This is a genomic window from Arthrobacter alpinus, from assembly GCF_001445575.1.
GTDB classification, from domain to species: domain Bacteria; phylum Actinomycetota; class Actinomycetes; order Actinomycetales; family Micrococcaceae; genus Specibacter; species Specibacter alpinus_C.
The window spans coordinates 2,930,128-2,954,054 of sequence record NZ_CP013200.1; the positions used below are offsets into that span (position 1 = coordinate 2,930,128).

Sequence of the window (23,927 nt, forward strand, 5' to 3'; positions counted from 1 at the left end):
AGTCCTGCTAACTTGAGCACATGAGCAACTTATTTGGGTCCCATGACAACGAACCGCACACATCCAACATTGCCGGGCGCCTGAACTGGCTTAGGGCCGGGGTGCTCGGCGCCAACGACGGTATTGTCTCCGTCGCTGCAACCGTGGTGGGCGTGGCCGGGGTGACCAACTCACCCACCCCGATTCTGGTGGCAGGAGTTGCGGCGGTGGTGGGCGGTGCCGTTTCGATGGCCTTGGGTGAGTATGTTTCGGTGAGCAGCCAACGCGACAGCCAACGGGCACTCATCGAGAAGGAGCGTCTGGAATTGGCAACGGACCCGGATGGGGAACTGGCTGAACTCACAGGCCTCTACCAGGCCAAGGGCCTCAGCACAGCCACGGCGGAGCAAGTAGCCCTGGAGTTGACAGCCCATGATGCCCTGTCAGCACACCTGTCCGCAGAGCTCAATATTAGCCAACATGAAGAAGCCAACCCTTGGCAGGCCGCCTATGCCTCAGCGGCTGCCTTTGCCGTGGGGGCAATCCTGCCCCTGCTGGCCATCTTGTTGCCACCCGCGGAATGGCGGATCCCGGTGACGTTCCTCGCCGTCCTCCTGGCCCTTGCCCTCACAGGAACCCTCAGCGCGGCCATCGGCGGAAGCTCCAAAACCACCTCCGCAACCCGTTTGGTCATTGGCGGCGCCCTGGCGCTCGCTGCGACTTACGCCATAGGTACAGCCCTCGGGGCCAGCGGCGTTATTTAGCTGCGCCGAGGCTGCTGCTGAGCCAAGCTCAGTGCCAGTTTCGGGCACAGGCTGACCGCATCGCGGGCAGCCTGTGCGTCCCCAGGACCTATCACCACGTTGGTGCGGTCCCCGCCCCGGGCGTGTCTGGCCAAGGGGTATCCCCAGTCGTCACGGCCCAATACGGTGGGCAGCAGTTCTGTGCAGAGACCGCGCCCGTCGCATTTGGTCCAGTCGATATGCAGTATCTCGTTCATGCGGTCCTCCTGAGCGTTCTGGTGCAGCTTCCCGAAAGATGGGCCTTGACGTCGTCGGAAAATGTCTCCAGAGCACTGGCGACCAAGCGGAGCGCCCCATCCGGATGGTGGCAGGCTCCACGTCCACCCACCAGGTTGCCCAATCGCTGCAGTTCCCCAACCAGACTCGGGTCCGGGGCGCCGTAAGCGATCGCATTCAGGACTCGGGCCATGGCCGGTAGGCCAAACATGCACGGCCCGCACTGTTTGGCGGATTCTCCAGCCAGGTAGCTGAGCATACGGGCGGTGGCTTCCAACCCGCAATCCCCGGTTGAGAGGACGTGCAGCACACCCGCGCCGGGGCGGATCACCTGGCCCGCCGGACCCGACGGTGACAAGGTATAGTCCAGCGGCCGCACCCACTGTCCGTGGTAGCCGCCCACCAAAACTGCCCTGACATCTGAGCGATCGACGCCGGCACGGCCCAGAATGCTGGCTAGGCTTGCGTCTCCTTCCACTTCCAGCACCTGCTCGGCGCAATGGCCAGAGACGGAGATGAGCCGCGTCCCGGGGTCCCGCTCCGAGCCAACCGAACGGAACCAACCCACCCCATGGCGGGCAATGAGGGCCACGTGGGCCAGGGTCTCAACATTCAGCACCAGAGTCGGCCGGCCCTTGACGCCGGATTCGCTGAGCCGGCGTCGGTTATCCAGAGGCAGTGCAATACCGTTGGCGATGCTGTTGACCACGGCGCTTGCCTCCCCCGAGATGAACGATTCAGGGGCTTCGGTTACCTTGATTTTGCGCGCATCGCGGCGCCCCGCCACGGCAGCTTGAACCGAACGCATGGCCGACGGTGTGGTGTAAATGTACAACAGCGAGGCGGACACTGCGCGTCCGGCGATCAAGAGCCCATCAATAACAAGGTGCGGTGCGTGGGTCAGCAAGGTCTTGTCCTTGAAACTGAGGGGTTCTCCCTCCGCCCCGTTAGCTATCACCACCGGCTTGGCTCCCAGCAGCGCACCACCGCGGCCCTGGTCCGTCGCAGCGAGCTTGCGCCACGAAGCGAACGCTGCGCCGCCGCGACCTGTCAACCCGGATTGCTCCAACACGGAGATGAAGTCTGCGCCGATGGTCTCCAACGACAATGGGCCAAACGTTTGTTCATGGACGCCGAAGGTCGGGTTGGATCCGGCGGCGAAGAGCTGGTAGTTGGCCGCACCGTCCCAGCCTTGGGCGGCAGAAACGGAAGCTGCACGTTGCGGCGTCATCTCAGGGCTCCTGTTCGTGCTTTTGCGGTTTCCAAAAAGTTTATTGACAAGCGCCACGCTACTGCAGCGCCTACGGCCGCCACTGACCCAGCGGCCAGCACCAGGAACCACTTGCTTGTCCCGTTGGTGCCATTGCCTATGGCGTGGGCCAGAGCAATGGGCCACATGGCGTAGCTGAACCAGTGGACGGCGCGAAAAGTCCGCTGGCCAATGCGCTGGCGCAGCAACCCCGTGACCATCAGGGCCAGAACCAGATCGAACGCGACGGTGCCAAGGCCCTGCCAGAACGGTTTGAAGGCCCCCAGGAAGGGGACAACGACGTCGGTCACGGTGAGTTTCGCATAAGAGTCCAGCATCAACGACCCCACATGGAGGAAAAGGAAGACTGTTGCCAGCAAGGAGATGTTGCGGTGTATCAACGTTATGGAGAAGCGCGGTATCCCAGGTAATGGCCGCCCCGAGCGGGTCAATATACCCAAAAGTACGCTCACGGTAAGCAACGCCAGGGAGGCGAATCCGCTCACCCTGCCAAAGGCCCACATGGCGTTATCCATTTGATCCAGCTCCCGTCGCGGCCATGCTTGCTGGTTGAAATGAGGGCTGGTCCTTGGGCCATCCCCCCGTGGTGACAATGCGGCCCTGCGCGTCAACGAGGCGCGCAACAACGCCAATCCGGTCAAACCATTCCGGGGCCGCGAATCCGCGGACGATCCCAGCGGTGCTGAAAGCATTTGCCAGTAGGGCTGAGGTGGCTGCCACGGTGACGGTCCGCCAGACTGGCTCCGCCGGAAGCCCAAACCTGGGGTCCAGGATGTGGTGGACAGTGTGTCCGGCATGCTGCCACCGCCGCTTCTGTGTGCTCGAGGTGGCCATGGCATTGCCAGCCTTGAGGGTAAGCTGCTGGCTGGGATCCTGCGACAGGTCCTGGACCAGCACCTGCCAGCCGCCCTCCGGGCTGGGACCGGCCGTGGCGATGTCACCACCCAGGGAGACCAGAACACCGCATCCGAGCTCCGCCGCCACTCGCGCTGCGGCGCGGTCCGCGGCGACGGCCTTGGCCGTGGCCCCCAGGTCGAGCCGAAGATCCTCCGGGACGGTGAGGATTTGCCTGTCAATGGACACTCGCTGCCATCCTGGGGTGCGTGGTTGCGTGCGGGTGACGGCAACGGCGGCGCCGTCGGGATGGAGCCGCACCTGGGCAAGGTCTCTGTCGTAGCCTAAGGCTGCCAGGTCCATGCCAAGGGTGGGGTCAACATCGCCCCCTGTCCACTTGGCAGCATCGAGGGCGCTGGCAACCAGCAGAGCCAGCAGCGGGCTCACCCTGGCACCGGCAGCAAGACCCGGTTGCAGGCTCGTCAGCTCCGAATCCGGGCGGAAGCGGCTGCAAGCCTGATCCACGCTGGCGATCTCGTCACGGACCACACCTTCGGCGGCGCTGGCCAAGCCGGCCTCGGTGACGGTAAGGGTAGCCTCCAGCCCCCACACTTCCCAGGATTTTGAAGACTCCACGTTAGGACCCCGCTGACTTTCCGCTGATGGCCCCACCGTTGCCGGGCTGTACAGGGATGCCGCCCGAAGTGCCGTTGCTGTAGCCGTTTCCATCCTCATAGTCGTAGCCATGGTCCTCATCCTGGCTTCGTCCCTGATCCTGGCTGGTGCCCTCACCCTGGCTGGTGCTCGAGCTGACCGTGTTGCTGGTGGTGGCTCCGTCGATGGCCAAGACCGCGATGCCGGCAACCGAGAAACTACCAAGAGCTACCATGGTGGTGATTCCCGCCGCCACCTTCTTTCCGCTGTTCCGTGTCGCCATGACCTGCTCCTGTCCGTGCGTTGGTGAAGTTCCTTGTCTCCATCATCCCCACGAATTCTGTGTGCTTTCTTAGTCAGCGATGTATATGGGCTTTGCCCTTGCCTAGCAGCGGAAGAACTACCACCACCGTGGCACCGCCGCCCGGCGAAGCCGATTCCACCAAGACTTTTCCATGGTGCAGGGCAACAATCTCGGCCACCAAGGCTAGGCCGAGCCCATAGTGGCGGCTGCCGCTTGCAGTGCCTGCTCCTGCCCTTGCCGAGGAAAACCGTTCGAACGCCCTTCCCTCTGTGCCCGGGGCAAACCCGGGGCCGTCATCGGAGACCAGAATGCGTACATCCCCTCCGTCTACACCAACATCAACCGTGACAGTAGTTATGGCATGGTCCAGGGCATTGGAGATCAAGGCCGTGAAGACCCGCAGTAGCGCCACTGGAGATCCTTGCACTATGACGGGGCCTGCAGCACTGACCACGCCCAGCACTATTGACTGTTTCTGCGCCTGGGGCGCCGCCACAGCAACCGCATGGCGTGCAACCCCGAGCACGTCGACGGGAGTGTGGTCAACAGCCTCCCTAGGGTCAGCGGATATCAGCAAATCTTCTAAAATTCCTGTCAACAGCTTGGAGTCCTGGACAATCCTCTCCACCTCCTCGGAAACCTCCTCCGGAGTCAGACCTGGTCCCAGCAGTTTTCGGTGCAGCATTTGGGCCCGTGTGCTGAGCAAGGTCAATGGCGTTCGAAGTTCGTGGCTGGCATCGGCAACGAACCGTCGCTGCAAGGCCAGGCTCTCCACCATGGGGCGCATGGCGCGCCTTGCCATCCACACCGACGTGGCAGCCGAAACAAGTGCCGCCGCCGCGACGGCAACCACTATGGCCCAGATCAGGCGGTCGAGTGATTCGCGGCCCTCATGGGTATCCACCGCAGCCTGGACCACCCTGTCATCATGGATGGTGGTCAACACCTCGTAGTTTCTTCCCCCAGCCGAGAAACCCGACTTTTCATCCGATTGTGTCGCGTCCACTCGGTTCATCGCGGCAATGTCAGGAAGGCCCACGGGCATGGCCGGAGAGACGCTCAGATCGCCCTCGTGGAACACAGCAACATAAACTCCCGGCGGCGCATCGTGGGGTGAGTCCACCCGGGTCGCATTCACCAGTGACCTATCCAAGGCTTCAGCAGTGCCGGCAGCAACTATGGAGTACAGCAAAACACCCATCATGGCCAGCAAAACCACTATCAGAATGGTGAATTGCAATGCCAGGCGCACCACAGCGTGGCGGAGCTCGGCAGCATCCCTGGCGTTCATGCCAGCGGTCCCAGGACATACCCCAGACCCCGGACCGTCAGCACACATGATCGGCCCAGTTTCTTGCGGAGATAATGCACGTAGGTATCAACCACGCCGCCATCGTCGGCATCAGCAAAGACCGACTCCAAAAGGCCCGTCCTGGTGAAGACCTGCTGCGGTCTGCGCGCCAGATGCTCCAAAAACTCGCATTCACGTTCGGACAGCACCACCTTGGTGCCGCCGTCGAGCGCCACCGTCCGGGTGCCCACATCAAGGGCACCCCCCGGAACCCGCACCATAAAGGACGTGTCCGCATGGCGCCGCAGCAGGGCACGGATTCGCGCTAATAATTCCTCAATGTCAAAGGGCTTGCCCAAATAGTCCTCGGCTCCCCTGTCCAGCCCTTCCACCCGGTCCGCCGGATTACTCAGTGCCGAAAGTATGAGCGCCGGTGTGGTGATCCCTTTGCGTCGCAGCCGCTCCAACACCTCCAATCCCTCAATTGCTGGCAGACCCCTATCCATCACCATGACATCGAAGTGCCGGCTAAGGCCCTCATGCAGGGCCCGCTGGCCGTCAGCTGCCACGACAACGTTGCAGCCCTCGCCGCCCAGCAAGTCAGCCAACATCGAAGCAAGGGCGGCGTCATCCTCCACCAGCAACACACTCGGTTCATCAGCCATGAAGTGAAGTATAGGGGCCAATGCTTGGCCGGCACCGTTCGTTGAAACTTCCGTGGCGGTCTACCTGCCCGTGATCGTCAACGACAGCACCGTCGTAGGCGTGGACCTGCCAACAATCTTCGAGGGCCTCATCTTGGCCTGACTGAGGAACAGCGGGCCAACAGCCTCTACTTCGTGGCGCTTGGCACCCTGCCGCAGACCAGCGCAGACCTGGGCGTAGCTGTGTGCTCCGCAAAATGTCCACCCCTGGGTGATGCCTTCCTTGGCTGGAAGCATTCTGTGGGCTTTTCGTACTATGAGAAAGGCCCAATACTTGGTCACGTGGTTGACGTGTATTAACGGTCCCAACGCTTTCCAACATCAATTGCACCTTCCCTAGAATGGGTAAGACCACAGCGTATGACATCTGAGTCGCCGTCATCTCCGGACTGGCCGCGGCCGGCCCGCTGCGCTGGCGGGAGCTGTCCTGTTAGTGCACGAGAGGGACTGTGCGTGTTCTGGGTTACCTCGAAGTTGGGTCTTTGGACCCTAGTTTCACCTGAGCGCATCTGCGTAGAATCGCTCAGATGAGAGACCATGCAGTGGCACCCAAAGCAGACATCCTAACGGCCGAGCAATGCTGGAAGCTCTTAGGAGAGACGTCGGTCGGCCGCCTCGCCGTGAACGTGAACGGTCGCCCCGACGTTTTCCCCGTCAACTACAAAATCGACGGAGAATCACTCATCTTCCGGACAGGTGACGGCACAAAACTGAACGCGATCACTGAAGACGCGAATGTCGCTTTGGAATCGGATGCTGTTAGCGCCGAATTTGGCATGGCGTGGAGTGTGGTCGTCAAGGGACGAGCTGAACCTATCTCAGCAGAAAGCCCCGCGTTGAACTCCACCGTTCAAGGGTTGTTTCCCTGGCAGGGCGTCGGGAAAAACCATCTGATCCGCATTGTTCCGGAAACTGTGACGGGACGGCGTTTCACCTTGGACGCCTCCATGACATGGAATGTTCCTCTGTCCACCGCAATCCGTGCCGGGCTGGAATAGCGGCCCCGCCCGCCCGGGGTGACACCACGGCGTCGTACTGGAACTGCCCGGCAATTCCCGCTGCGGCTAGAATCGCCTGGCTGTCGCGGCATGCAGTGGCCAAGGCCGTGGGCACCATTGCCGTGAAGAACCGCTGAAGCAGCGCGGGGGCATCGGGAAAGAGCACCGCGTTCGGGGGCTTGGACGCCCAGGTGGCTCCGGACACCATTGGCAATGCTTCATCAAAGGGCGTCTTCCATCCAACAGCCGGCAACCCAGCGGCGTCGGGCCCGAGCAACTTACCTTGCGCATGCAGGCCTTTTTGGCCCTAACCGTAGCGGACAGCTAACAGTAGCTTCGACGCTGTGGGCACCCCCATTCGGTGCGCTGGTGACCGCGCATCCCCCACCTCGAAAGGACACACCATGAAGGCACTGGTATATAAAGGCCCCGGAGTCAAACAGTGGATGGACGTTCCGATGCCTCAACTACTCAATCCCAGCGACGTCATTGTCCGCGTCGACACCACCACCATTTGCGGAACGGATCTACACATTCTCAAGGGAGATGTCCCTGCCGTCCAAGTTGGCCGAATTTTGGGCCATGAAGGTGTGGGTACCATTTCGGAAATCGGCACGGGTGTCAAGGACTTCGCGGTCGGCGACCGCGTCATTATCTCGTGCATCAAGTCATGCGGGCACTGCGTCAATTGCCGCGTCAATTTGTATTCTCATTGTCTCGGAGCGGAGGGTGCGTCCGGGACTGGTTGGGTGTTCGGCCACCTGATTGATGGGACGCAGGCGGAATACGTACGCGTCCCGTACGCCGACAATTCCCTGCACAAAGTGCCCGACGGCGTGACGGACGTTCAGGCGGTCATGCTCTCCGACATTTTGCCCACAGGGTTCGAAATCGGTGTGCTGGCGGGCCAGGTCAAGCCCGGGGATGTGGTGGCGATTATTGGCGCGGGTCCAGTTGGTCTTGCAGCGATGATGACAGCCGGGCTGTGTGGGGCGGCGACAGTCATCGCCATTGATATTGACCCCGGGAGGTTGGAACAAGCCAAGAAATTTGGGGCAACAGACATTGTCGTGTCGGGCGCGGCTGATTGGAAGGAACAGGTTCTTGCACTCACAGACGGTGCCGGAGTGAATGCAGCCATTGAGGCCGTTGGCGTGGCCGAGACATTTGCGATGGCCCTGGACATCGTTCGGCCCGGCGGTCACGTCGCCAACATCGGAGTCCATGGCAAGCCGGTAGAACTGCACTTGGAGGAGCTATGGATTCGCAACATCTCCATCACCATGGGCCTAGTCAACGCAAATACGACACCCATGCTGCTCAAGTTGGTTGCCTCACACAAGATCCCGGCTGAATGGTTCGCTACACATTTTTTCACCCTTGACCAGATGATAGAAGCCTACGAGACGTTTTCAAATGCCACCACAACCAAGGCGCTAAAAGTAGTCATCTCACGAGTTGACCGAGCGTAACGTGACGTCAGCAGGCGCTGTCCATTAGGGTTCTGCCCCCTGTTTCCATGAACTGGGTCACCCTCGAAAAACTTGACGGACTAACCATCCACGCGGCAGACAGCGAAACACTTCTAGCGATGAAGATCGTCGCCGAACGAGACAAAGACACCCGCGACCACTACCTCATCGTCGTCGATGATGCCCTAGATGCGGAAGCAACGCTCCTCCCGGAGAAAGGTCACTAACTCCGGCGCCGCGGACGAGTCACCATGCCGGGGTCTTTCAATGGATCCAAGGGCGCACTATTGACGATTCCTGAAAACATCTAGAGAGAATTTGGTGCCTGGCTGGTCACTGGAGCGCTCAAAGAAGGGCGGGAACTTGGCTCCTCTAACACCTTCATTTGAACAACGCGGACCCCTGCGCAAACTGGGTGGTGGGTACGCTGCAGCCCACCACCCAGACTGCGTCAGAAGACTATGACCGGCTTGATCGTCTTGCCACTCTTGGAGTCTTCGAACCCCTGGTTAATGTCCTCAAGTTTGTAGTCGCCAATAAGCTTCTCGAAGGGGAATCGTCCCTCTCGCCAGAGCTGGATCAGCCGAGGAATGAAGACCTGCGGTACGGAGCTGCCCTGGACCACTGTCTTGAAAGTCCATCCTTTGACAAGCGATGCGCCAATTTCGAAGGCAACTTCGGTGCCGGGTTTGGCTGCGCCGACAAGGGCGAGGGTTCCTCGAACGCCCAAAGCATCAGCTGCCTGACGAAGGAGCGAGGGTAACCCGGTGGTATCCACCACGTAATTGACGCCAGCATTGTCCGTGATCTCACGGAGCCTTGCAGCGACGTCGTCCGTTGTGGAATTGATGACGTGGGTTGCACCCAGCTCAAGGGCGAGTTCCAAGCGGGAATCGTGGATATCGACTGCAACAATAATTGAACAGTCAGCAATTTTCGCCGCCATGATGGATGAGCAACCGACGGCGCCCGCACCAAACACGACCAGCGAGGAACCTATTTCCGGTTTGAGCTCATTGAGGACCGTGCCAGCTCCAGTATTGATGCCACAACCCAAAGGGCCCAGGTGCTCGAGCGGCACATCTTTGGCAACACGGACAACTGATTCCTCAACGACGTTTGCGTAGGTTGCAAAGGATGACTGACCAAAGAAGTGGGAGGAGATGACCTCCCCATCGTTACTAAGCGACGTTCCGCCGTCTGCTCGCCGTCCAGCAAAGTCCGCTGCCATCAAGTTTTCACAATATGCCATGTGCCCACTGCGACAGCTCTTGCAGTAACCACAGTATGCTGCGGCCAGCACCACGTGATCCCCCGGCACCACCGAAACTACTGAGATACCGACTTCTTCGACAACACCTGCCCCTTCATGCCCCAGAACTGCAGGAAGCGGTGTCGGGTAGACACCATCACGGACCAGTACATCCGTATGGCAGATCCCAGTTGCAACGAGTCGAACCCGAACTTCGTTGGGCCTCAGCGCATCAAGTTCAAGCTGTTCAATCGTAAATGGTGCTGCGTTCCCTCGCGCAACAGCGGCCGTTACCTTCATTGAATTCTCCCTATTTTGATCGCCAGGACAACTGTCCGCCTCGGCGCGGTTTTCTAATGGTTGGAATGCGACTATCTCTGCGGAACTCCTGGACGCGAGCCACAGACGTACGCAAGCGGGCATGCAGCTGCAAGAGGGCGGGTACAACGAAGTACACAGAAATAGGAACCACAACAAGAGTCAATGCCAAGGCGCGCATCACGGACGGCCAATTTGGTGCGACCGCCGCAAGCGTTGTCATTCCGATGGCAGCCAATGGAAAGATAGCCAGCCAAGTGATTACGACTCTGACGTGCACGGATGCCAGAGTCGCTTGTTCTCGATCCTGTGCGCCCAGTTCATCCGCTGCCAGCGCCTTACCTTCGTGCTCCATGCATTCTCCAACCGTTCTGTTGGAGATTACTTTACATGAGTATGGCGCATTCGTTCCAAACGAACGTTTGGAGATATGCTTGAGCTATGGCATGGGATACGGAGGCGACCAAGGCTAAGCTCCTTGATGCAGCAATTACGGAGTTTTCCGAAAGAGGTTTTTCCGGGGCGCGCATTCAGCAGATCTCGAAAAATTCCGGCTGCAATCGCGAACGAATCTACTTCTACTTCGTCAACAAGGCCCAGCTCTTCGAGAGCGCCCTCACTCGCCAGCTGTCAACAGCACTAGATGACTTGCCAGTCATCGGCACCGGACCCGAGGCCATCGGAGACTTCGCTGGGCGCTACTTCGATTTCTCCACAAGCCATCCCGGCCTGTCTCGACTCACCTTTTGGGAAGGTCTTGAATGGGGCTACCCCATCGGCGCCGAAGAGCGAACCCTCCGCGCATCGGAAAAAGTGGCCGAAATTCAGCTGGCACTACCCACAATGTCACGGTGCGAGGCTGAAGAACTCCTCTTGACAATAGTCACCCTGTGCCACGCCTGGGTCTCAACACCAAACGTCCAACTTGTCGTCGCTGGGGCCCCGGACGACGCCCGTCGGCGTGCCTCAATCGTGCGGACCAGTGAGTTGCTGGCGCAATGTGCTGTGGCCGACGTCTAAATTTTCAGATCTGCAAACTACCGGCCATTGTCTCGATCCGACGACGGGCTTGCACAGCGCCCGCCAAGAGAAGTGCCCCCCACTCACGTCGTCAAGCCTCTGCCGCACCATGAACTAGGCGTAAGGGGAAAACGCCCCGACGCACCCAATAAAGAGCCGCCAAGAACAAGCAGCTAAATCGGCATTGGACTACCAGCACGCCGCACAACAGGAACCCTCCGGGGAACAATCAGTCAACAGCTGTCAAAACTTAAACACGAAAACCCCCTGTAAACAGGGGTTTTCCCAAGGTGGGATTCGAAACTGATTCAAACCGGCATAAGCAAAGGGAACTAGCGGATCGCCGCGGCAGTAAGGCCCAGTACAAGCCAAACCGGGCGCGTCCGGCGGGAAATGTGTTGACACTGTCAACCAAAACCTGAACAGACCCGAATGAAAGAAAAGAACTGTGGATGGTTCCTGACCTGGATTCTTCAAGAATCACCTAGACTCCACCACCAAGGCGTTGAACATCAGACAAGCGGGTGTGAAGCGCAGAACGCTTCACACCCACTGTTGCCGCAGGCACCAACCGGGGAGGCCGTGTGCCGGTCCCGTTATTGTTTGATGCCGATCCAGTGGTCGGTGGTGAACTCGTCGATGGCCCAGTCACCATTGAAACGGCCGAGGCCGGAGTTGCGCTCCCCGCCGAAGGGTACATGGGCTTCGTCGTTGACTGGCATATCGTTAATGTGCGTCATCCCGGCCTTGATGCCCAGACCGAAGCGCACACCACGTTCGGTGTCTTTGGTGAATACGGCGCTGCTGAGCCCGAAGTTGCTGGCGTTGGCGAGCTCCAAGGCGTGCGCCTCGTCTTCGGCACGAATGATGCCGACGAGCGGCCCGAAGATTTCTTCGCGGGCGATCTCCATATCTGCAGTGACGTCGGTGAACACGAACGGCGAAACAACGCGACCGTCGATGGAGCCTTCCAAAGCCACTTTGGCCCCTTCGCTCTTGGCCAGGGCGATCTTCTTGAGAATTCCAGCGAGCTGGCTGTCGTTGATCAACGGGCCAACCACAGTATCCGGCTGGGACGGGTCGCCCACGGGGATCGATCCGGCGGCCTCAACGAAGCGCTGCACAAAATCGTCATACAGCGGGGCTTGGACAATAATCCGGTTCACGGCCATGCAGATTTGTCCCTGGTGCAGGAACTTTCCCAGCACTGCCGCTGGTACGGCAACGTCCAGATCGGCATCATCAAGGACAACGAGGGGGCTGTTGCCGCCCAGTTCCAAAGCGACGTGCTTGATGAAGTCTCCACCGACGGCGAGCCTTCCCACGTTCTGGCCCACCGGCGTCGAACCTGTGAAGGAAATCAGGCCCGGAACGGGGTGGGTGACGAAGTCGTCGCCAATCTCGGATCCGGCCCCCACCACCACGCTCAAGACGCCCGCAGGCAGCCCGGCCTCCTCGAAGATGCGGGCCAGGATCAGCCCGCCGGTCACGGGAGTGTCACTTGCAGGCTTGATGACGACGGCGTTGCCCAAGGCAAGTGCCGGGGCCACCGAGCGCTGGGAGAGGTGCAGCGGGAAGTTCCACGGGCTAATAACACCCACGACGCCGAGCGGGCGGCGGTAGATGCGGTTTTCCTTGCCTGGTGTGTTGGATTCGACAATGCGGCCAAAGACGCGGCCAGGGAAGGATGCTGCCTCCAAGGTGATAGCTGCTGCGGCGGATACCTCCACGTTGGCCTTGATGACAGTACTGCCGGATTCCTTGACGAGCCAGTCAATGATCTCCCCGCGTCGTTCCTCGATGATGGCGGCGGCGCGGAGCATGACGTGCTGACGGGCTGCCGGGGTTTGTGCTGCCCAGTCCTTCTGGGTTTGCTCGGCGGCGCGGTAGGCATCGTCGAGGTCCTGGACGGTACCCTGGCGAATAGTGGTGAGCTGCTCATTTGTGAACGGATCAGTGACGGTCAGGACTTTTTCTGAGCGCCCTTCGCGCCATTCGCCGGCAATGTACTGCAGTTGCGTGCTCTGCCCAGCGAAGGTGGCGGAAGCCGCCGTCGTGGTGTCTGTGAGTGATGCGGTCATGGTGGTGACTCCTAAAATTGTTGCTGTTTAAGTGAGCGGGGAGTGTTCCAGGGCGAGTGTGGCGATGCTCTTTTCGAGCACGTCCTGCTCGGCCCAGCTGCCGTGGAAGCCGAAGGGGATGCGGGCCGGGAGCTTGATCTGCGCCAGCGGAGTTCGGTGCAACTCGGCGGCGTCGTGAATCAACATCTCGCTCAGGCTCGTCTCACGGTTCCACCAGATCGAGAGGATATAGCCGTCATCCTCCGTTTTCGAATCCGGACGGGCCACGAAAACCGGCTCGCTCGGGTTGGTCAGGCCGACAGGACCCTCCACCACTGTGGTGGAGTCCAGCAGGTAATCGTGCCGGGCCAGACCATCTGTCATAGTGTCCTCGCTCAGGCCGCGAGTGGTGACGAAGTATCCATAACGATGCGCTCGCCCAACGTACGCGTCGTTAATTTTAGGGAACTCCCCCGCAATGCCGCTGACCATCTTGTCCGAGACCTTACCAGTGCGGGTGTTGACCTTCCACTGCCAGGGGATGGCGGGCGGGAACCACTCGTGCGAGCTTAACGGGGTGTTGCTGCCGGCCGGGTTGCCTAGGCGGGAGATTCGGTGTACATCGATGACAACTTCATCGCCGATTTCGTAGGCGTTGAAGAAGTGTGTGGGGGCAAACATGCCGTTGGCCTCATACCACTTCACCTCGTGGGTACGGCGGTCCATCATCACGATCTGGGTTCCGTGCGGCAGTGCCTTCTCGTCCCAGACGACGCCGGGCCTGCCTTGCGCAACGAGGTCCATCCTCAATGTACTGGGCGAGACGAAGAAGATGGCATAGTTTTCGCTGACTACGAAGTCGTGCATCATCACAGGCACCCCGACTTCGAAGCGGTGGGAGTCCATGATCTTGCCTGTCTTCACATCGGCCCGGTACCAAGTGATGATGGGCCCGGTGGCGGCGAAGAAGAGCATGTCCCCGGTCGCTGGGTCGATCTTATAGTGTGCGGTGCACAACACGTCAATGCCACCGTGGAAATCCCACGTGCCATAGGTTTCAAGTGTGTCCGGGTTCATCTGGCTGGGCAGCCCACCCTCGAAATACACCAGCAGGTGGTCATCGAAGATACCCACGTTGGTGTTTGCAACATTTTTCCCACGAGGGGCACCATCGGGCAGTGCACCAGGGGTTCCTCCGTTGACGAAGCCGGAATACACGGCCTCTCCCTGCTCCACCTCAACCTTGAACGAGTCAGTTTCCACCCAGCGGGTGCGGAACGCGGCTTTACCCTCCCGGACGTAGACGGCGGCGACCATGCCGTCGCCTTCCCACCAGTGGTAGCGGTCAGTGTTGCGCGGCTGGAACTTGGGGTTGGCAGAAATTCGGAACAAGGCTCCGGCGATGTCCTCGGGGATCTTGCCGATGACTTCAAGGTCAAAGCCGTCGCTCTCCTCCGTCCATGGCTGGAACGGACCGTTCAGAAATTTATTATCAGTTGCCCACATCGTGATGCCTTTCGATCTAGTTCTAGGGGTTTAGGCGTTTTTTCCGGCGGAGTGCCAGATGCCGTGGTTGCCCGGGGAGAGAGTTCCGGTGGGATCCATCGCATCCTTGAGGGACGTGTAGAGCCTTGACAGGGCATGGTCGTTGAAGTCGAAGTTCTCCGCAACATGCTCGATCAGCGAGGGATGCGCACGGTATTCACTCCAGCCCCACTGAGCCGCCTTTTCACACATAAGTTCGACGGCGGCGTGGGCCGCGGCCGCTTCGGCAGGATCGTTCACGTCGAAGAAGACCATGCAGGCGCCCACGAGGCTGCGAGTGTTGGCTATCCAGCCAAAACCAGCCACTAGGCCAGCCTCCTCCAGGATGGTGCGCACCATGAGCTCGTGTTTGGCTGCGGATTCGCCGTCGAACGGGATGGCGGGCGAGAAGTCGATGTGACCCACGTTTTCGCCGATGTGCTTTTTCATCATGTCCAGCAGGAACATGTTGGGGATGCCGGCCGGGACCAGGTCCAGCGGGTGGACTTCCTCCGGACGGACGTCGCCGCGGTAGGAGCGCAGTTCCAATGCGACGTTGGGCAGATGTTCTACGGCGGCGCGAACGATTTCACGACGGGCCTCCACGAGTGCTTCGTGGCCGTAGAAAGAGATTCGGGCGTTCCAGCGACCCGGCGGCAACGTCGCAGAAAGCTTCGCCTTTTGCGACATACCGGTTGTGTCCTGCAGGGGGTTGGCACGGCCATCCTCCGGTTCCGGCGAGCTGGTGATCAGCGGCAACCCCTGAATGGTGCCATCGAGTACCAGCGGGCGGAGCGCGTCAATCAGCGGGGCGATGTCCTCGTCGTTGTGGCAAATGATCGAGCCGGTGGCGAACACTTCGGGCTCGGGCATGAGCCAAACACCCATCTTGGACACGATGCCAAAATTAGACTGCATAAACAGGCTGTCAAGGGACGGACCAAAACCTCGTTTGTGCCGTTGCCACATGGGGCTATTGGTCATCGCACCCAGGCCGGTGCGGACCACATCGCCGGAGGCCAAAACCACTTCCATGCCACACACGGCACTGGCGTGGTCACCATTGACTGTGTAACCGTAGCCGTGCTCGAGAGTGTTGCCGACGATACTCCCCCAGCCAAGGTCCGGCACAGAAATCCAGAGTTTCAGTCCTCGGGCCTTGATCTCGTTGTACAGGTCAAAGAAGCTGACCCCGGGCTCAAGCAGCGCATAGCCGGCGGCTTCGTTGATTTCCAAGATCCTATTCATACGGCGCAGGCTCAAGACAACGGAGCCGTTGACAACGGGGGCCGAGCCACCGTAGCCGTAGTTGCGTCCGGTGGATGATGTCCAGAGCTGGATTTGAAGTTCGCTGGCGATCCGGACCACGGCTTGAATTTCTTCGACAGTGGAGGGCTGGACCACGAAGGAGGGCTGGTACTCTTGGGCGTCCTCGCCCTCATAGGGGTCGTGAAAATCTTTGACTTGGATCTCATCCAACAGGACGGCGTCGGATCCTAGAGCTTCGGTCATCCGCGCAATGGCCTGGGTCAGGACCGATGATGAGTTTTTGAGGTCAGTGGTGGTTGTCATGTACTGTCACGCTCCGTTGCTTGACGGGTGTTCAGCTCCGAACACCGCTTGTTCCAAGTGTGGTTTGAAACACAGGCATAGTTCTTGGTGCCGAACGGCAAGAAAAGTCGATCCTCATGGCGTCCGGCAGCAAGGTCTCCGGCGTGTCCCTATACTTGGCTTCGGATGGACAAGACCAAAGGCGGTTTTTAGCAGTGATGAACTGGATGGAAAGTCTCCGCCCGACGACGACTGGTGCAGGGGCCCGTCCGGCGTCCGATCCGGCGACTATCGCCAGCGCCGAGGCGGAAATCGGGGTCGCAGCCACGGCATGGGCGGCCGAGGCAGCTGCGCATATAGTCCGTCTGGTGGATGAAGAATTCAACCTTGCAGGAACACCCGGGATGATGACCGGCACAGAGCAGGAGGGCTGCGAAGCGTGCCTGCTCACTACCCTGATCGGCCTGCATCGTGGCACGGCCGCGGCGGACATTCTGGCACCCCGTGGCGCCCAAGACAATGTCCGCTTGTCCGTGCGGCAGGGAGTCCCGATTGCCAGTGTTCTACGCACTGTCTGGGCCTGCCACACCCGGGTTCAGGATGCACTACTGGCGATCATTGAACGAAATGTTCCTCCCGATCGGATCGTTGCTGAAGTCCGCGAGCTGAACGCCGCCCTTTTCTCCTATGTGAACTCCTATGTGAGCGATCTGATGCGTGGTTACGAGGATGAGCTATCACTGTGGCACGGTCGGCTCCCGGCGGAACGGCTGCGGGTTCTCACAGCCATTCTCGACGGTGAGGAGCCCGGCGAAGAAGCCGAACGTATCCTTGGACTACGCCTGCGCAGGCACCATCTAATCGCCGTGGCCAGGTCCACAAGCAGCGGGCACGTCCCGGACCGCGATGCCCTACGCCAACATTTCGGGGCCGACGCTGCGCACGCGCTGGGCGCGGCCGGTGTCCTGACAATTGAGCATCAGGGTACGACGATTTTCTGGTGGACTTTCAACACCCGCCCGGACCCTTCGTCGATCAACGTACTGCGTGCGGTGCCCCTCCCCGACTGGATCCAGCTCGCGGCCGGGCGTCCCGGCTCCGGACTGGCAGGCTTACGCGAAAGCCACTTTGAGGCTCAGCAGGCTGCCCGGGTCGCCCAGCTTTCGCCACGACTAGAGTTCTGGGACTACAACGAGGCCGGCATGTTGGCATTGCTTATTGCCGATCCACAGGGAGCTGCCAGGTTCGTCCAGGTTCAACTCGCCGGACTGCTAGGCCCGGACCAAAAGCTGGCTGACATCCGCGACACCTTACGGCATTTCCTGTCGGCTGGCAGCAGCCGCCTCGCGGCAGCCCAGGCCCTGCACCTGGCCACCAACACCGTGGCCTACCGGGTCAAACGTGCTGTGGAGCTCCTTGACCGGCCCATTAATGAGAACCAAGTGCCCACGCTAGTTGCCTTGGAACTGGCACACGCTTTCCCATATCTGATGGAAGCACGGGAGTTTCCCCAATGACGGATTGTATTGCTGCCCAACTGCGCTCTTCGGGGAAACGATTCCAGGCGGTTTCGAATTTTCTGGATAACGTTAGCTGTCCGTTAGCGCCTAAGCGCCCAGCCCTGCGGCCACGGCGTTGACGACAGGACAGCAGAAAGGGAAAGTGTCTTAAGCCCCTGTAAATAAATGGAATAAATAAAGGGAATTAGCGAGGCGCCGCGCCAGTCCGGGCAACTATGAAGCAGCCCGGGCGAATCCGGCAGGTTATCCCGATGTTCGGATTAGGCCGATGTTTTCCTAACGGTGCTGGTCAGGACCGGGTTGGCCCCGAAAAGTTCGGCATAATTTTAGAGGTTTCGCAGGAACGCCAGGAGCTGGTCGGTGGGCTTGTAGCGTCCGGGTGTTGTTTGTAGTGGCGCGGTGCGGTCGAGTGCTCGTTGTTTGATCGCCATGTCGGCATGAAGGTAGACGCGGGTTGTGACTGTCTAGTTGCCCAATGACGGCCAGGTGCGTGCAGCCGCTCTACTGTGAACTACCAATCGTTGATTGATGGCATCTGTGCTCATGGGGTGCTGCGATCCTTGCGTCCTTTGCCATGGCAGTTCAAATACGACGGAGGATGCAGTGGGATGTCTGCCCACCTCGGCGCCACCAGTTCAGAGACTCTTAGCCCGGTTGTGACCATCGTCAGCATGATCAGCTGGTCGCGTCGCCCGCTCCATGTGGTTGTGTTGGGTGCGGCAAGCAGAGCCTTGAGCTCAATCTAGTTGAGGTAGTTGATGTCTGGGGTGCTGGTGTTCTTGGGCGCGATGGCCAACACGTGCGCGATCAAGTCAGCATGTTCAGGGTGCCGCTAGGCGCTGTAGCGGAAGAACGCGTGAATTCAGGCAAGGCGGGAGTTCCTAGTTGCTGGGGAATTGCCTCGGTCCTGTTCGAGGTGCTGAAGGATTGCTGTGATGGTTTTGGAAGGCAGGTTCGTGAAATCCACGGCCGTGGGCGTGATTCCGGCTTGCTCCTGAACGTAGGTCAAGCGCAGCTTCCACGTGTCACGGTATGAGCTGATGGTGTGGGGGCTGGCGTCCCTTTGCCCGACGAGGTAACTGGTGAAAAATGCTTGCAGTTCTGGGGAGATGTGGCTCATGACCACGGCCCTTCTTCTTCGGCCTGAGCTGCTTCTACCCGCGCTGCGGCCACAGCTCTTTGCTGTTCCGCGCCCCCGATGGCAACCTCGTCAATCTCTTCACACCAGTCACCCCCGCGGCGATCGAAAAGTTCGCCTCTTACGCCCGATAATTTCCGGTGCCCCTGGCCACCGTCGGCACTAGAGGAGCCAGAGAGGTCAGCTTTAGTCATCGTCAAGTATTCTGTGCCTCATCACCATGAGGATCCGCTGCACATCCAGTGCGACGGCGGCTCCTGGATTCAGCGCGAAGGAGCCCTTACCATTGGCGCTAGCGAGCACAGTGGTGAGTCGGCCCAGGGCATCGCTAGCGCCGTCGAACGACTCGACATCAATTCTTCCCTCCTCCCACGCCCTCACTAGCTCGGCAAGACTTTGAAGGCAATTGCTGACGGGTTCGCTCAGATCTGCCGTGAGATGGAGCTCCAGGGGCCCGTGCCAGATAGATCCTGAGAGAACCTCGGTGATGTCACGAATGTAAATTGTGACGTTCTCCAATACCTCCAAGTCGCCCCGACTCTCCCGCACTTGACGGTGACGGGAACGGCGAAAGGCTCGAGGATTGGCCTTGTGGCTCTCGCGGGCTTCATGGACGGCACTGCGGATCTCGTTGACGGAAGAAGCCATCACATCATGACGGCCGGCCCAGTCCTCATGTTTTGGCGGCCATTGTTCGTTGAGTGCCTTGGCCATGTCTTCGAGTTGGCTAATAAGAACCTGGCGCCCGCGTGAAATATGAAGTCGGGCATCATCTAGCGTCAATGGCGGGAAAATGGTGACATTGATGACCAAACCCACCACGACGCCGAGCCCCATTTGGAGCGCATATCCTGATGAAAAGGCATCGGCGTTGCTGCCGCCAATGATCAGCACCAGGAGCGTCGCCACGGGCACGTATTCCTTGCCTGCTCCCAAACGAGGCTGGCCGGCCAGCAATACACCCACCCCCACGGCAAGGGAGATTGTCACGATGTTCGGGGTACCCAACATCAAACCCCGACAGCGAGCAGGATGCCCAGCGTCAATCCAATGAGCGTCTGAAATCCGACCCGGACTGATCCCATAAAGGTCGCAGACATGCTCACGAGTGCCCCCAGCGGGGCGTAATAAGGATAGTCGTCGGCGGTTCCGGGCATATGAAGTCCCAGAAACCAAGCCACGCCCACCGCCAAGGCAGCCTTGGCGGCAAGGAGGAGTCGCTGGCCGGTGACCGTCGACTTGATCTAAATTTTCAAGCCACCGAGCACTTTGTTTCCGGGAATTAGGAGCCCCTGCTACGTTGGTGGCCCCTGCAGCCCTACTTGCTTTCCGCATGAGTACGCTGATGTCAGCTTGGCTAGGCATTGTCGTCCTCCAGTCTGGACCACGAAGCGCGGCGGCGCGGGCCGTCGGCGTCCGGGTCGATCTCATCGGCGTGCTGGGGTCCCTGCAACGATTCCTCCTGCTGATTCTGGGCTGTGGCGCGATGTCCAGCAGTCTGGAACTCACGAGCGTTTAATTCAGCGTCCGGGGCGTCCGGGGCGTCCGGTGGAAGCTTGTTGCCGGTCCGCCACTAGCTGCTGATCAGTTTGGGTGCGCCCGCGGGTCCCGCTGACGCTCTGATCCCACAGTGGGCCGCCTTGGAAGGTTGGGACAGCAGACGCCGCCAGCCCATTAGAGAATCCCATCACGGCCCCGTCAGTTGCTGATGTCGCCTGCTCAACCGTTTCAGCCTACAAAGCTGTCGGACACAGAACAAAGAGGTCGGACCCACCAATACGCCAAGGATCTTTCACCTTTGCATGAACCTACGACGCACCGCACGGAGAGAGCGTCGGCCCTCACCGGACCGACACTCCCTCGGCGCTCTGAAGTGCGCCTTTAGAGACCGCGTGAGCCGCCCTCTGTGTCGTCGGTGTGCAGGTTTGCCCTGTCCTCCTTCAGATGCGCCTTGGCGTCTGCGATCTTATCCTTCGCTTCACCCTTGGCTTGGTCCACCTTGCCTTCGGCCACCTGGGAGTGGTCATGTGTGGCCTTGCCGAGGGCCTCCTTCACCTTGCCGGTAACCTTGTCCTTTGCTGCATCAAACTTGTCGGCGATACCCATTTCATTTCTCCTTGTGTCGTGGCCTGTTCTAGAGCTGCTTCTCTGCCCGTTCGTCATCGCCACAGCCCAGCGGGCTGGGCGCGGCTGTCATTCCTTGGCGGGCCCTGCATCCTCCAGGTAGCTCTTTCCATCGGCATCGGTGTAGGCAACAAAGGCCGACGCCGGTTGCTGTTCTTCCGCTGCCCGGGCCCGACTGGTGGGAGGGGCATCAATAGGCGAGCGTTCAGCATCACCAAATACCGCGCCCAATCCTTGGGAGTCCTTGGTTGCCTCACCGGGTGGAATGGACTCACCGTGGCCACGCGAGTTCTCCGCCTCCGCCACAGGGTCCTGACCGGTGATGGCGAAGGTATGAACTCCTGAACGCCGCCAGCTAACGTTGACTTTCGCCGAACCGTCCTCCGGGGTTTCTACCGACGTTTCTATCTCGGCCTCGGGTGCACCCATTTCCGCCAGCTTGTGCTCATAGGAACCCACCAATTCTGTGAGCGATTCCGTGGTCCACTCGCCCGGACGAATCCGCGTCGAGATTTCCACCGGCTCGCTGTTACTCTCATTCATCGTATTCTCCTGATTCGCTGGGTGTTGCCGTCATTAATCCCTGAGCCCAACCGCCTTGGCTTAGTGCTGTGGCTTGGTCCCCAAAGCTTGGGAGCTAGTTTTCAGGCCATGGAAGGGTTGGCCGAGTACCTGCAAGAACGACGTCGAATGGCAACTTCTAAGGTTCTCGAGCGTTTCCATGGAATCTTGTTCCGTGAGCTCCGCTGACCGATGTCTGCTTCATCTGTCACTTTCGACTGTAGCGAGGGCTGGCGGGAAAAGCTATGCCTCCGGGAGGGGCGTGTCTGGTCTCGATACGTTCGCTTTAGCCAGCCATCGCTCATAGGCTGGCTCGGTTTTCCTGGCTTGGCTGCTGGGCCAGCGGAAGCCGGAATCTGGCCCGCCACTCCTGGGGCACCAGCTGCAGATAGGTAGGGTGATCGCGCACGAAGGTCCGTACGTCCAAACAGTAGGGATGGAACGCGATATGGTGCCTGCCTGCATCGTCGAGGACCAACCTGATCAAGTCCTGAGGCACAAATTTAGCTTCGAGAATCTTGGATTAGTGCAGGTAGAGTACCCATATTTCGGCCCCACGCTTGCTGTATCGCAGGTCGCCATCCAATTGTCCCAAAAGGGAGGCCTCAAACTGTGACAAGGCAATGTTGTGAACGAGGGCCACGGGGTGTTTACCCGGGGCCTTCAGTGCGGGTCGAGGGTGTAAAAATCCGCTGGCGGTTCTTCAACGTGGCATCCACGGCGTGCTCCTTGTACTGAAGTTGCGGGGTCATGAGGGCCTCCTAGGGGTGTCCTTACCGTGCTTTTACTTACACCTTTTCTGTACCCGGAACATGAAGTTCTAAACATTCTTTCTAGAAAAGCCTTGTACGCCCCTCCCGCAGTGCTGTCGCTACGGGCCTGTTGCCGAACCCCCTGCGCGTCAACGGTCAAGGAGAACGACGTGTCCAAATTGAGGATCTGCCAGCATCAGAGAGCCCGCACCAGCGAGGTTCCCCAACTTTGGTGCTTACTTTCTGCATGAATATTTTGGTGTCCGTGGCCAAGACCGCGTCCGCGCAAGCTTTACCTTGTGGCCACCGTCTTTGGCATCGAAGCGGCAATCCTGACACTGTCCACGACCGAACAGGTCTCGCTCACTTTCTGAGGGAAGAGCCCTCCCTGCGCTCCAGCTTCAAGGTGGCTTTCTGAGCAAGGCGTTGGGTGAGCACCCGGATGAGCGCACCTGATACGGCAGTTACCAGGGCAAAGACCAACACACCCGGTAGTGGGTTCCGAAGATCGGTGGCCTCCTTGGGAGCTGCGTTCCCGGTACCCTTGCGCCACCCCACTTCCAATGCCTTGCGAGCTGCCGCACCAGCGGCGAGGCTTGCACCAATACTCAAAAGCCTAATTACGAATTTCATGGCACGATCTCCATTTTCTCGACTGGATCAGGTTCCCTACACCACGTACTGTTCCGAACAACACAGGCTTTCGCAAGCCACCGCTTGTGGTTAGAGTGAGAGAAACGGCCCCAGGCAGTGGGGCTTTCGTGGCTCACCTCCGAGCCTGCCAGCTCTGGCCCGGCCGTTTGGCCCCAGCTGGCCCGCAACTTCAAAGCCACCTTGGAAACAAATCCGTCGCATCAGTGATCGAAGGAGAACCCCCATGAACAGCAACGACGCCACCAGCTCCGAAAACGCACGCACTCCGGCCGAAGGCGGCTATGGATCCCCCACCCCGGAAGACGAAATGCCTGAAGGAGCCGATACTAACCCCGGCTCCCCGGATCCCACCTTGCAAGGGCAGGACAGTGACGCGCAATCCCCCACTAACGATAAAAGTTTAGGGGTCCCTGAGAAGAACTTCTTTGACAACGAAGATGCAAGTAGCGATGGTGAGCCCGGGCGGGGCGTCTAGGCGGAACCGACGAACAGTTCCGCGACGAACTTGCCACGGTCGATGCCGACGCGGACGCATCCGACGACGCCCTCTAACCAGGCCTCGTCACCAAAGCCGCGGTCGGTAGCGAAATCCCTGCCCGCCGCCGTCGGCAGCTAACGCTGCCTGATACACACACAACCCTGCTGGCAGTGCCGGCCCCTCACTAGGAGTAGAACATGCCAACACACCATGATCAGGACAGTGCCAAGAACCCCGCATCGTTGAAACCAACACAGGATCATCCCCATGAGCAAGAACTCGGGGAGCAAGAACACAGCTCCGCCGGGCACCCTGGTGCGAAGGATCCCAACGATATTCCTGACGGGTCGGGAAGTACCCGCCCCGCCGGCAGCGAGCAAGGCAAGGAGGATAGCGGCCAATCGTTTGATGCCGGCTGAGCTTTCCGGCCATTCTTGATAGTGGTTGGCA

At 59.8% G+C, this 23,927-nt stretch carries 27 protein-coding genes; 9 read left to right on the forward strand and 18 right to left on the reverse strand.

From position 1 onward, the window contains the following. The first annotated feature begins 20 nt into the window (after positions 1-20). Positions 21-743, forward strand: a complete 723-nt coding sequence (locus AS189_RS12990) for a VIT1/CCC1 transporter family protein (protein ID WP_062289672.1) — start codon at positions 21-23, stop codon at positions 741-743. On the opposite strand, the gene AS189_RS12995 is transcribed toward AS189_RS12990, so the two are convergent. The 7 genes from AS189_RS12995 to AS189_RS13025 form a co-directional block, all read right to left on the reverse strand. Next, a complete protein-coding gene (locus AS189_RS12995) occupies positions 740-979 on the reverse strand; it encodes a ferredoxin (protein WP_062289675.1) in 240 nt (79 codons plus the stop codon). The genes AS189_RS12990 and AS189_RS12995 overlap by 4 nt on opposite strands. After that, positions 976-2,229 carry an NADH-ubiquinone oxidoreductase-F iron-sulfur binding region domain-containing protein gene (locus AS189_RS13000; protein ID WP_082634287.1) on the reverse strand — a complete coding sequence of 418 codons (1,254 nt, stop codon included), beginning with the start codon at positions 2,227-2,229 and terminating at the stop codon, positions 976-978. The genes AS189_RS12995 and AS189_RS13000 overlap by 4 nt, the downstream gene beginning before the upstream one ends. Continuing rightward, positions 2,226-2,783 carry a ferric reductase-like transmembrane domain-containing protein gene (locus AS189_RS13005; RefSeq protein WP_237759843.1) on the reverse strand — a complete coding sequence of 186 codons (558 nt, stop codon included), beginning with the start codon at positions 2,781-2,783 and terminating at the stop codon, positions 2,226-2,228. The genes AS189_RS13000 and AS189_RS13005 overlap by 4 nt, the downstream gene beginning before the upstream one ends. Continuing rightward, positions 2,776-3,738 carry an FAD:protein FMN transferase gene (locus tag AS189_RS13010; protein WP_237759844.1) on the reverse strand — a complete coding sequence of 321 codons (963 nt, stop codon included), beginning with the start codon at positions 3,736-3,738 and terminating at the stop codon, positions 2,776-2,778. Before AS189_RS13010 ends, AS189_RS13005 begins: the two co-directional genes overlap by 8 nt. A 1-nt stretch (position 3,739) precedes the next feature. Next, entirely contained in the window at positions 3,740-4,039 is a 300-nt protein-coding gene (locus AS189_RS19990; protein ID WP_062289684.1) for a hypothetical protein, read from the reverse strand. A 73-nt stretch (positions 4,040-4,112) separates the two neighbouring features. Next, positions 4,113-5,351, reverse strand: a complete 1,239-nt coding sequence (locus AS189_RS13020; RefSeq protein ID WP_062289687.1) for a sensor histidine kinase — start codon at positions 5,349-5,351, stop codon at positions 4,113-4,115. After that, positions 5,348-6,016 carry a response regulator transcription factor gene (locus AS189_RS13025; protein WP_193393486.1) on the reverse strand — a complete coding sequence of 223 codons (669 nt, stop codon included), beginning with the start codon at positions 6,014-6,016 and terminating at the stop codon, positions 5,348-5,350. Before AS189_RS13025 ends, AS189_RS13020 begins: the two co-directional genes overlap by 4 nt. 566 nt (positions 6,017-6,582) lie before the next feature. Here AS189_RS13025 and AS189_RS13035 point away from each other — a divergent pair. The 3 genes from AS189_RS13035 to AS189_RS13045 all read left to right on the forward strand — a co-directional run bounded on the left by AS189_RS13035 (position 6,583) and on the right by AS189_RS13045 (position 8,752). Further along, entirely contained in the window at positions 6,583-7,053 is a 471-nt protein-coding gene (locus tag AS189_RS13035; protein WP_062289695.1) for a pyridoxamine 5'-phosphate oxidase family protein, read from the forward strand. A 404-nt stretch (positions 7,054-7,457) separates the two neighbouring features. Continuing rightward, the gene (locus tag AS189_RS13040) at positions 7,458-8,525 is read left to right on the forward strand and encodes a zinc-dependent alcohol dehydrogenase family protein (protein WP_062289699.1); all 1,068 of its coding nucleotides are present in this window, start codon (positions 7,458-7,460) and stop codon (positions 8,523-8,525) included. Positions 8,526-8,572: 47 nt separating this feature from the next. Further along, positions 8,573-8,752, forward strand: a complete 180-nt coding sequence (locus AS189_RS13045) for a hypothetical protein (protein ID WP_062289703.1) — start codon at positions 8,573-8,575, stop codon at positions 8,750-8,752. Between the two features lie 224 nt (positions 8,753-8,976). On the opposite strand, the gene AS189_RS13050 is transcribed toward AS189_RS13045, so the two are convergent. After that, positions 8,977-10,077, reverse strand: coding sequence for an NAD(P)-dependent alcohol dehydrogenase (locus AS189_RS13050; protein ID WP_062289706.1), 1,101 nt, complete (start codon positions 10,075-10,077; stop codon positions 8,977-8,979). 459 nt (positions 10,078-10,536) lie between these two features. On the opposite strand from AS189_RS13050, the gene AS189_RS13060 reads away from it, so the two are divergent. Continuing rightward, complete coding sequence (locus AS189_RS13060; protein WP_062289709.1) at positions 10,537-11,115, forward strand: TetR/AcrR family transcriptional regulator; 579 nt, start codon at positions 10,537-10,539, stop codon at positions 11,113-11,115. 596 nt (positions 11,116-11,711) lie between these two features. Here AS189_RS13060 and AS189_RS13065 read toward each other — a convergent pair. Genes AS189_RS13065 through AS189_RS13075 form a run of 3 tightly spaced genes read right to left on the reverse strand, consistent with a single transcriptional unit; the run spans position 11,712 to position 16,271 of the window. Then, positions 11,712-13,196: an aldehyde dehydrogenase family protein gene (locus AS189_RS13065; RefSeq protein ID WP_082634291.1), complete on the reverse strand. Its 1,485-nt coding sequence runs from the start codon at positions 13,194-13,196 to the stop codon at positions 11,712-11,714. 27 nt (positions 13,197-13,223) lie between these two features. Further along, positions 13,224-14,681 (reverse strand): carotenoid oxygenase family protein, encoded by a 1,458-nt coding sequence (locus tag AS189_RS13070; RefSeq protein ID WP_062289712.1) that lies wholly within the window; start codon positions 14,679-14,681, stop codon positions 13,224-13,226. 30 nt (positions 14,682-14,711) lie between these two features. Beyond that, positions 14,712-16,271: an FAD-binding oxidoreductase gene (locus AS189_RS13075; RefSeq protein WP_062289715.1), complete on the reverse strand. Its 1,560-nt coding sequence runs from the start codon at positions 16,269-16,271 to the stop codon at positions 14,712-14,714. 206 nt (positions 16,272-16,477) lie between these two features. Here AS189_RS13075 and AS189_RS13080 point away from each other — a divergent pair, with 206 nt between their 5' ends. Beyond that, on the forward strand, positions 16,478-17,767 hold the full coding sequence (locus AS189_RS13080; protein WP_160320835.1) for a helix-turn-helix domain-containing protein: 1,290 nt from the start codon (positions 16,478-16,480) through the stop codon (positions 17,765-17,767). A gap of 544 nt (positions 17,768-18,311) precedes the next feature. On the opposite strand, the gene AS189_RS21285 is transcribed toward AS189_RS13080, so the two are convergent. The 4 genes from AS189_RS21285 to AS189_RS20275 form a co-directional block, all read right to left on the reverse strand. Then, positions 18,312-18,512: a tyrosine-type recombinase/integrase gene (locus AS189_RS21285; protein WP_082634292.1), complete on the reverse strand. Its 201-nt coding sequence runs from the start codon at positions 18,510-18,512 to the stop codon at positions 18,312-18,314. A 120-nt stretch (positions 18,513-18,632) separates the two neighbouring features. After that, positions 18,633-18,890: a site-specific integrase gene (locus AS189_RS13085; protein WP_129587271.1), complete on the reverse strand. Its 258-nt coding sequence runs from the start codon at positions 18,888-18,890 to the stop codon at positions 18,633-18,635. A 204-nt stretch (positions 18,891-19,094) separates the two neighbouring features. Beyond that, positions 19,095-19,898 carry an FUSC family protein gene (locus tag AS189_RS13090; RefSeq protein WP_129587272.1) on the reverse strand — a complete coding sequence of 268 codons (804 nt, stop codon included), beginning with the start codon at positions 19,896-19,898 and terminating at the stop codon, positions 19,095-19,097. A gap of 20 nt (positions 19,899-19,918) precedes the next feature. Continuing rightward, positions 19,919-20,065 (reverse strand): hypothetical protein, encoded by a 147-nt coding sequence (locus tag AS189_RS20275; protein WP_160320836.1) that lies wholly within the window; start codon positions 20,063-20,065, stop codon positions 19,919-19,921. A gap of 188 nt (positions 20,066-20,253) precedes the next feature. On the opposite strand from AS189_RS20275, the gene AS189_RS19995 reads away from it, so the two are divergent. Continuing rightward, entirely contained in the window at positions 20,254-20,427 is a 174-nt protein-coding gene (locus AS189_RS19995) for a hypothetical protein (protein ID WP_160320837.1), read from the forward strand. A gap of 362 nt (positions 20,428-20,789) precedes the next feature. On the opposite strand, the gene AS189_RS13095 is transcribed toward AS189_RS19995, so the two are convergent. The 3 genes from AS189_RS13095 to AS189_RS13105 form a co-directional block, all read right to left on the reverse strand. Next, positions 20,790-21,014: a CsbD family protein gene (locus AS189_RS13095; protein ID WP_062289727.1), complete on the reverse strand. Its 225-nt coding sequence runs from the start codon at positions 21,012-21,014 to the stop codon at positions 20,790-20,792. 87 nt (positions 21,015-21,101) lie between these two features. Further along, on the reverse strand, positions 21,102-21,575 hold the full coding sequence (locus AS189_RS20820) for a hypothetical protein (RefSeq protein ID WP_237759845.1): 474 nt from the start codon (positions 21,573-21,575) through the stop codon (positions 21,102-21,104). Positions 21,576-22,708: 1,133 nt separating this feature from the next. Beyond that, entirely contained in the window at positions 22,709-22,978 is a 270-nt protein-coding gene (locus AS189_RS13105) for a DUF4235 domain-containing protein (RefSeq protein WP_062289730.1), read from the reverse strand. A 244-nt stretch (positions 22,979-23,222) separates the two neighbouring features. On the opposite strand from AS189_RS13105, the gene AS189_RS13110 reads away from it, so the two are divergent. Both AS189_RS13110 and AS189_RS13115 read left to right on the forward strand, forming a co-directional pair. Further along, positions 23,223-23,474 (forward strand): hypothetical protein, encoded by a 252-nt coding sequence (locus AS189_RS13110; RefSeq protein WP_062289733.1) that lies wholly within the window; start codon positions 23,223-23,225, stop codon positions 23,472-23,474. 200 nt (positions 23,475-23,674) lie between these two features. Then, positions 23,675-23,896, forward strand: coding sequence for a hypothetical protein (locus AS189_RS13115; protein WP_062289736.1), 222 nt, complete (start codon positions 23,675-23,677; stop codon positions 23,894-23,896). Positions 23,897-23,927: the final 31 nt, after the last annotated feature.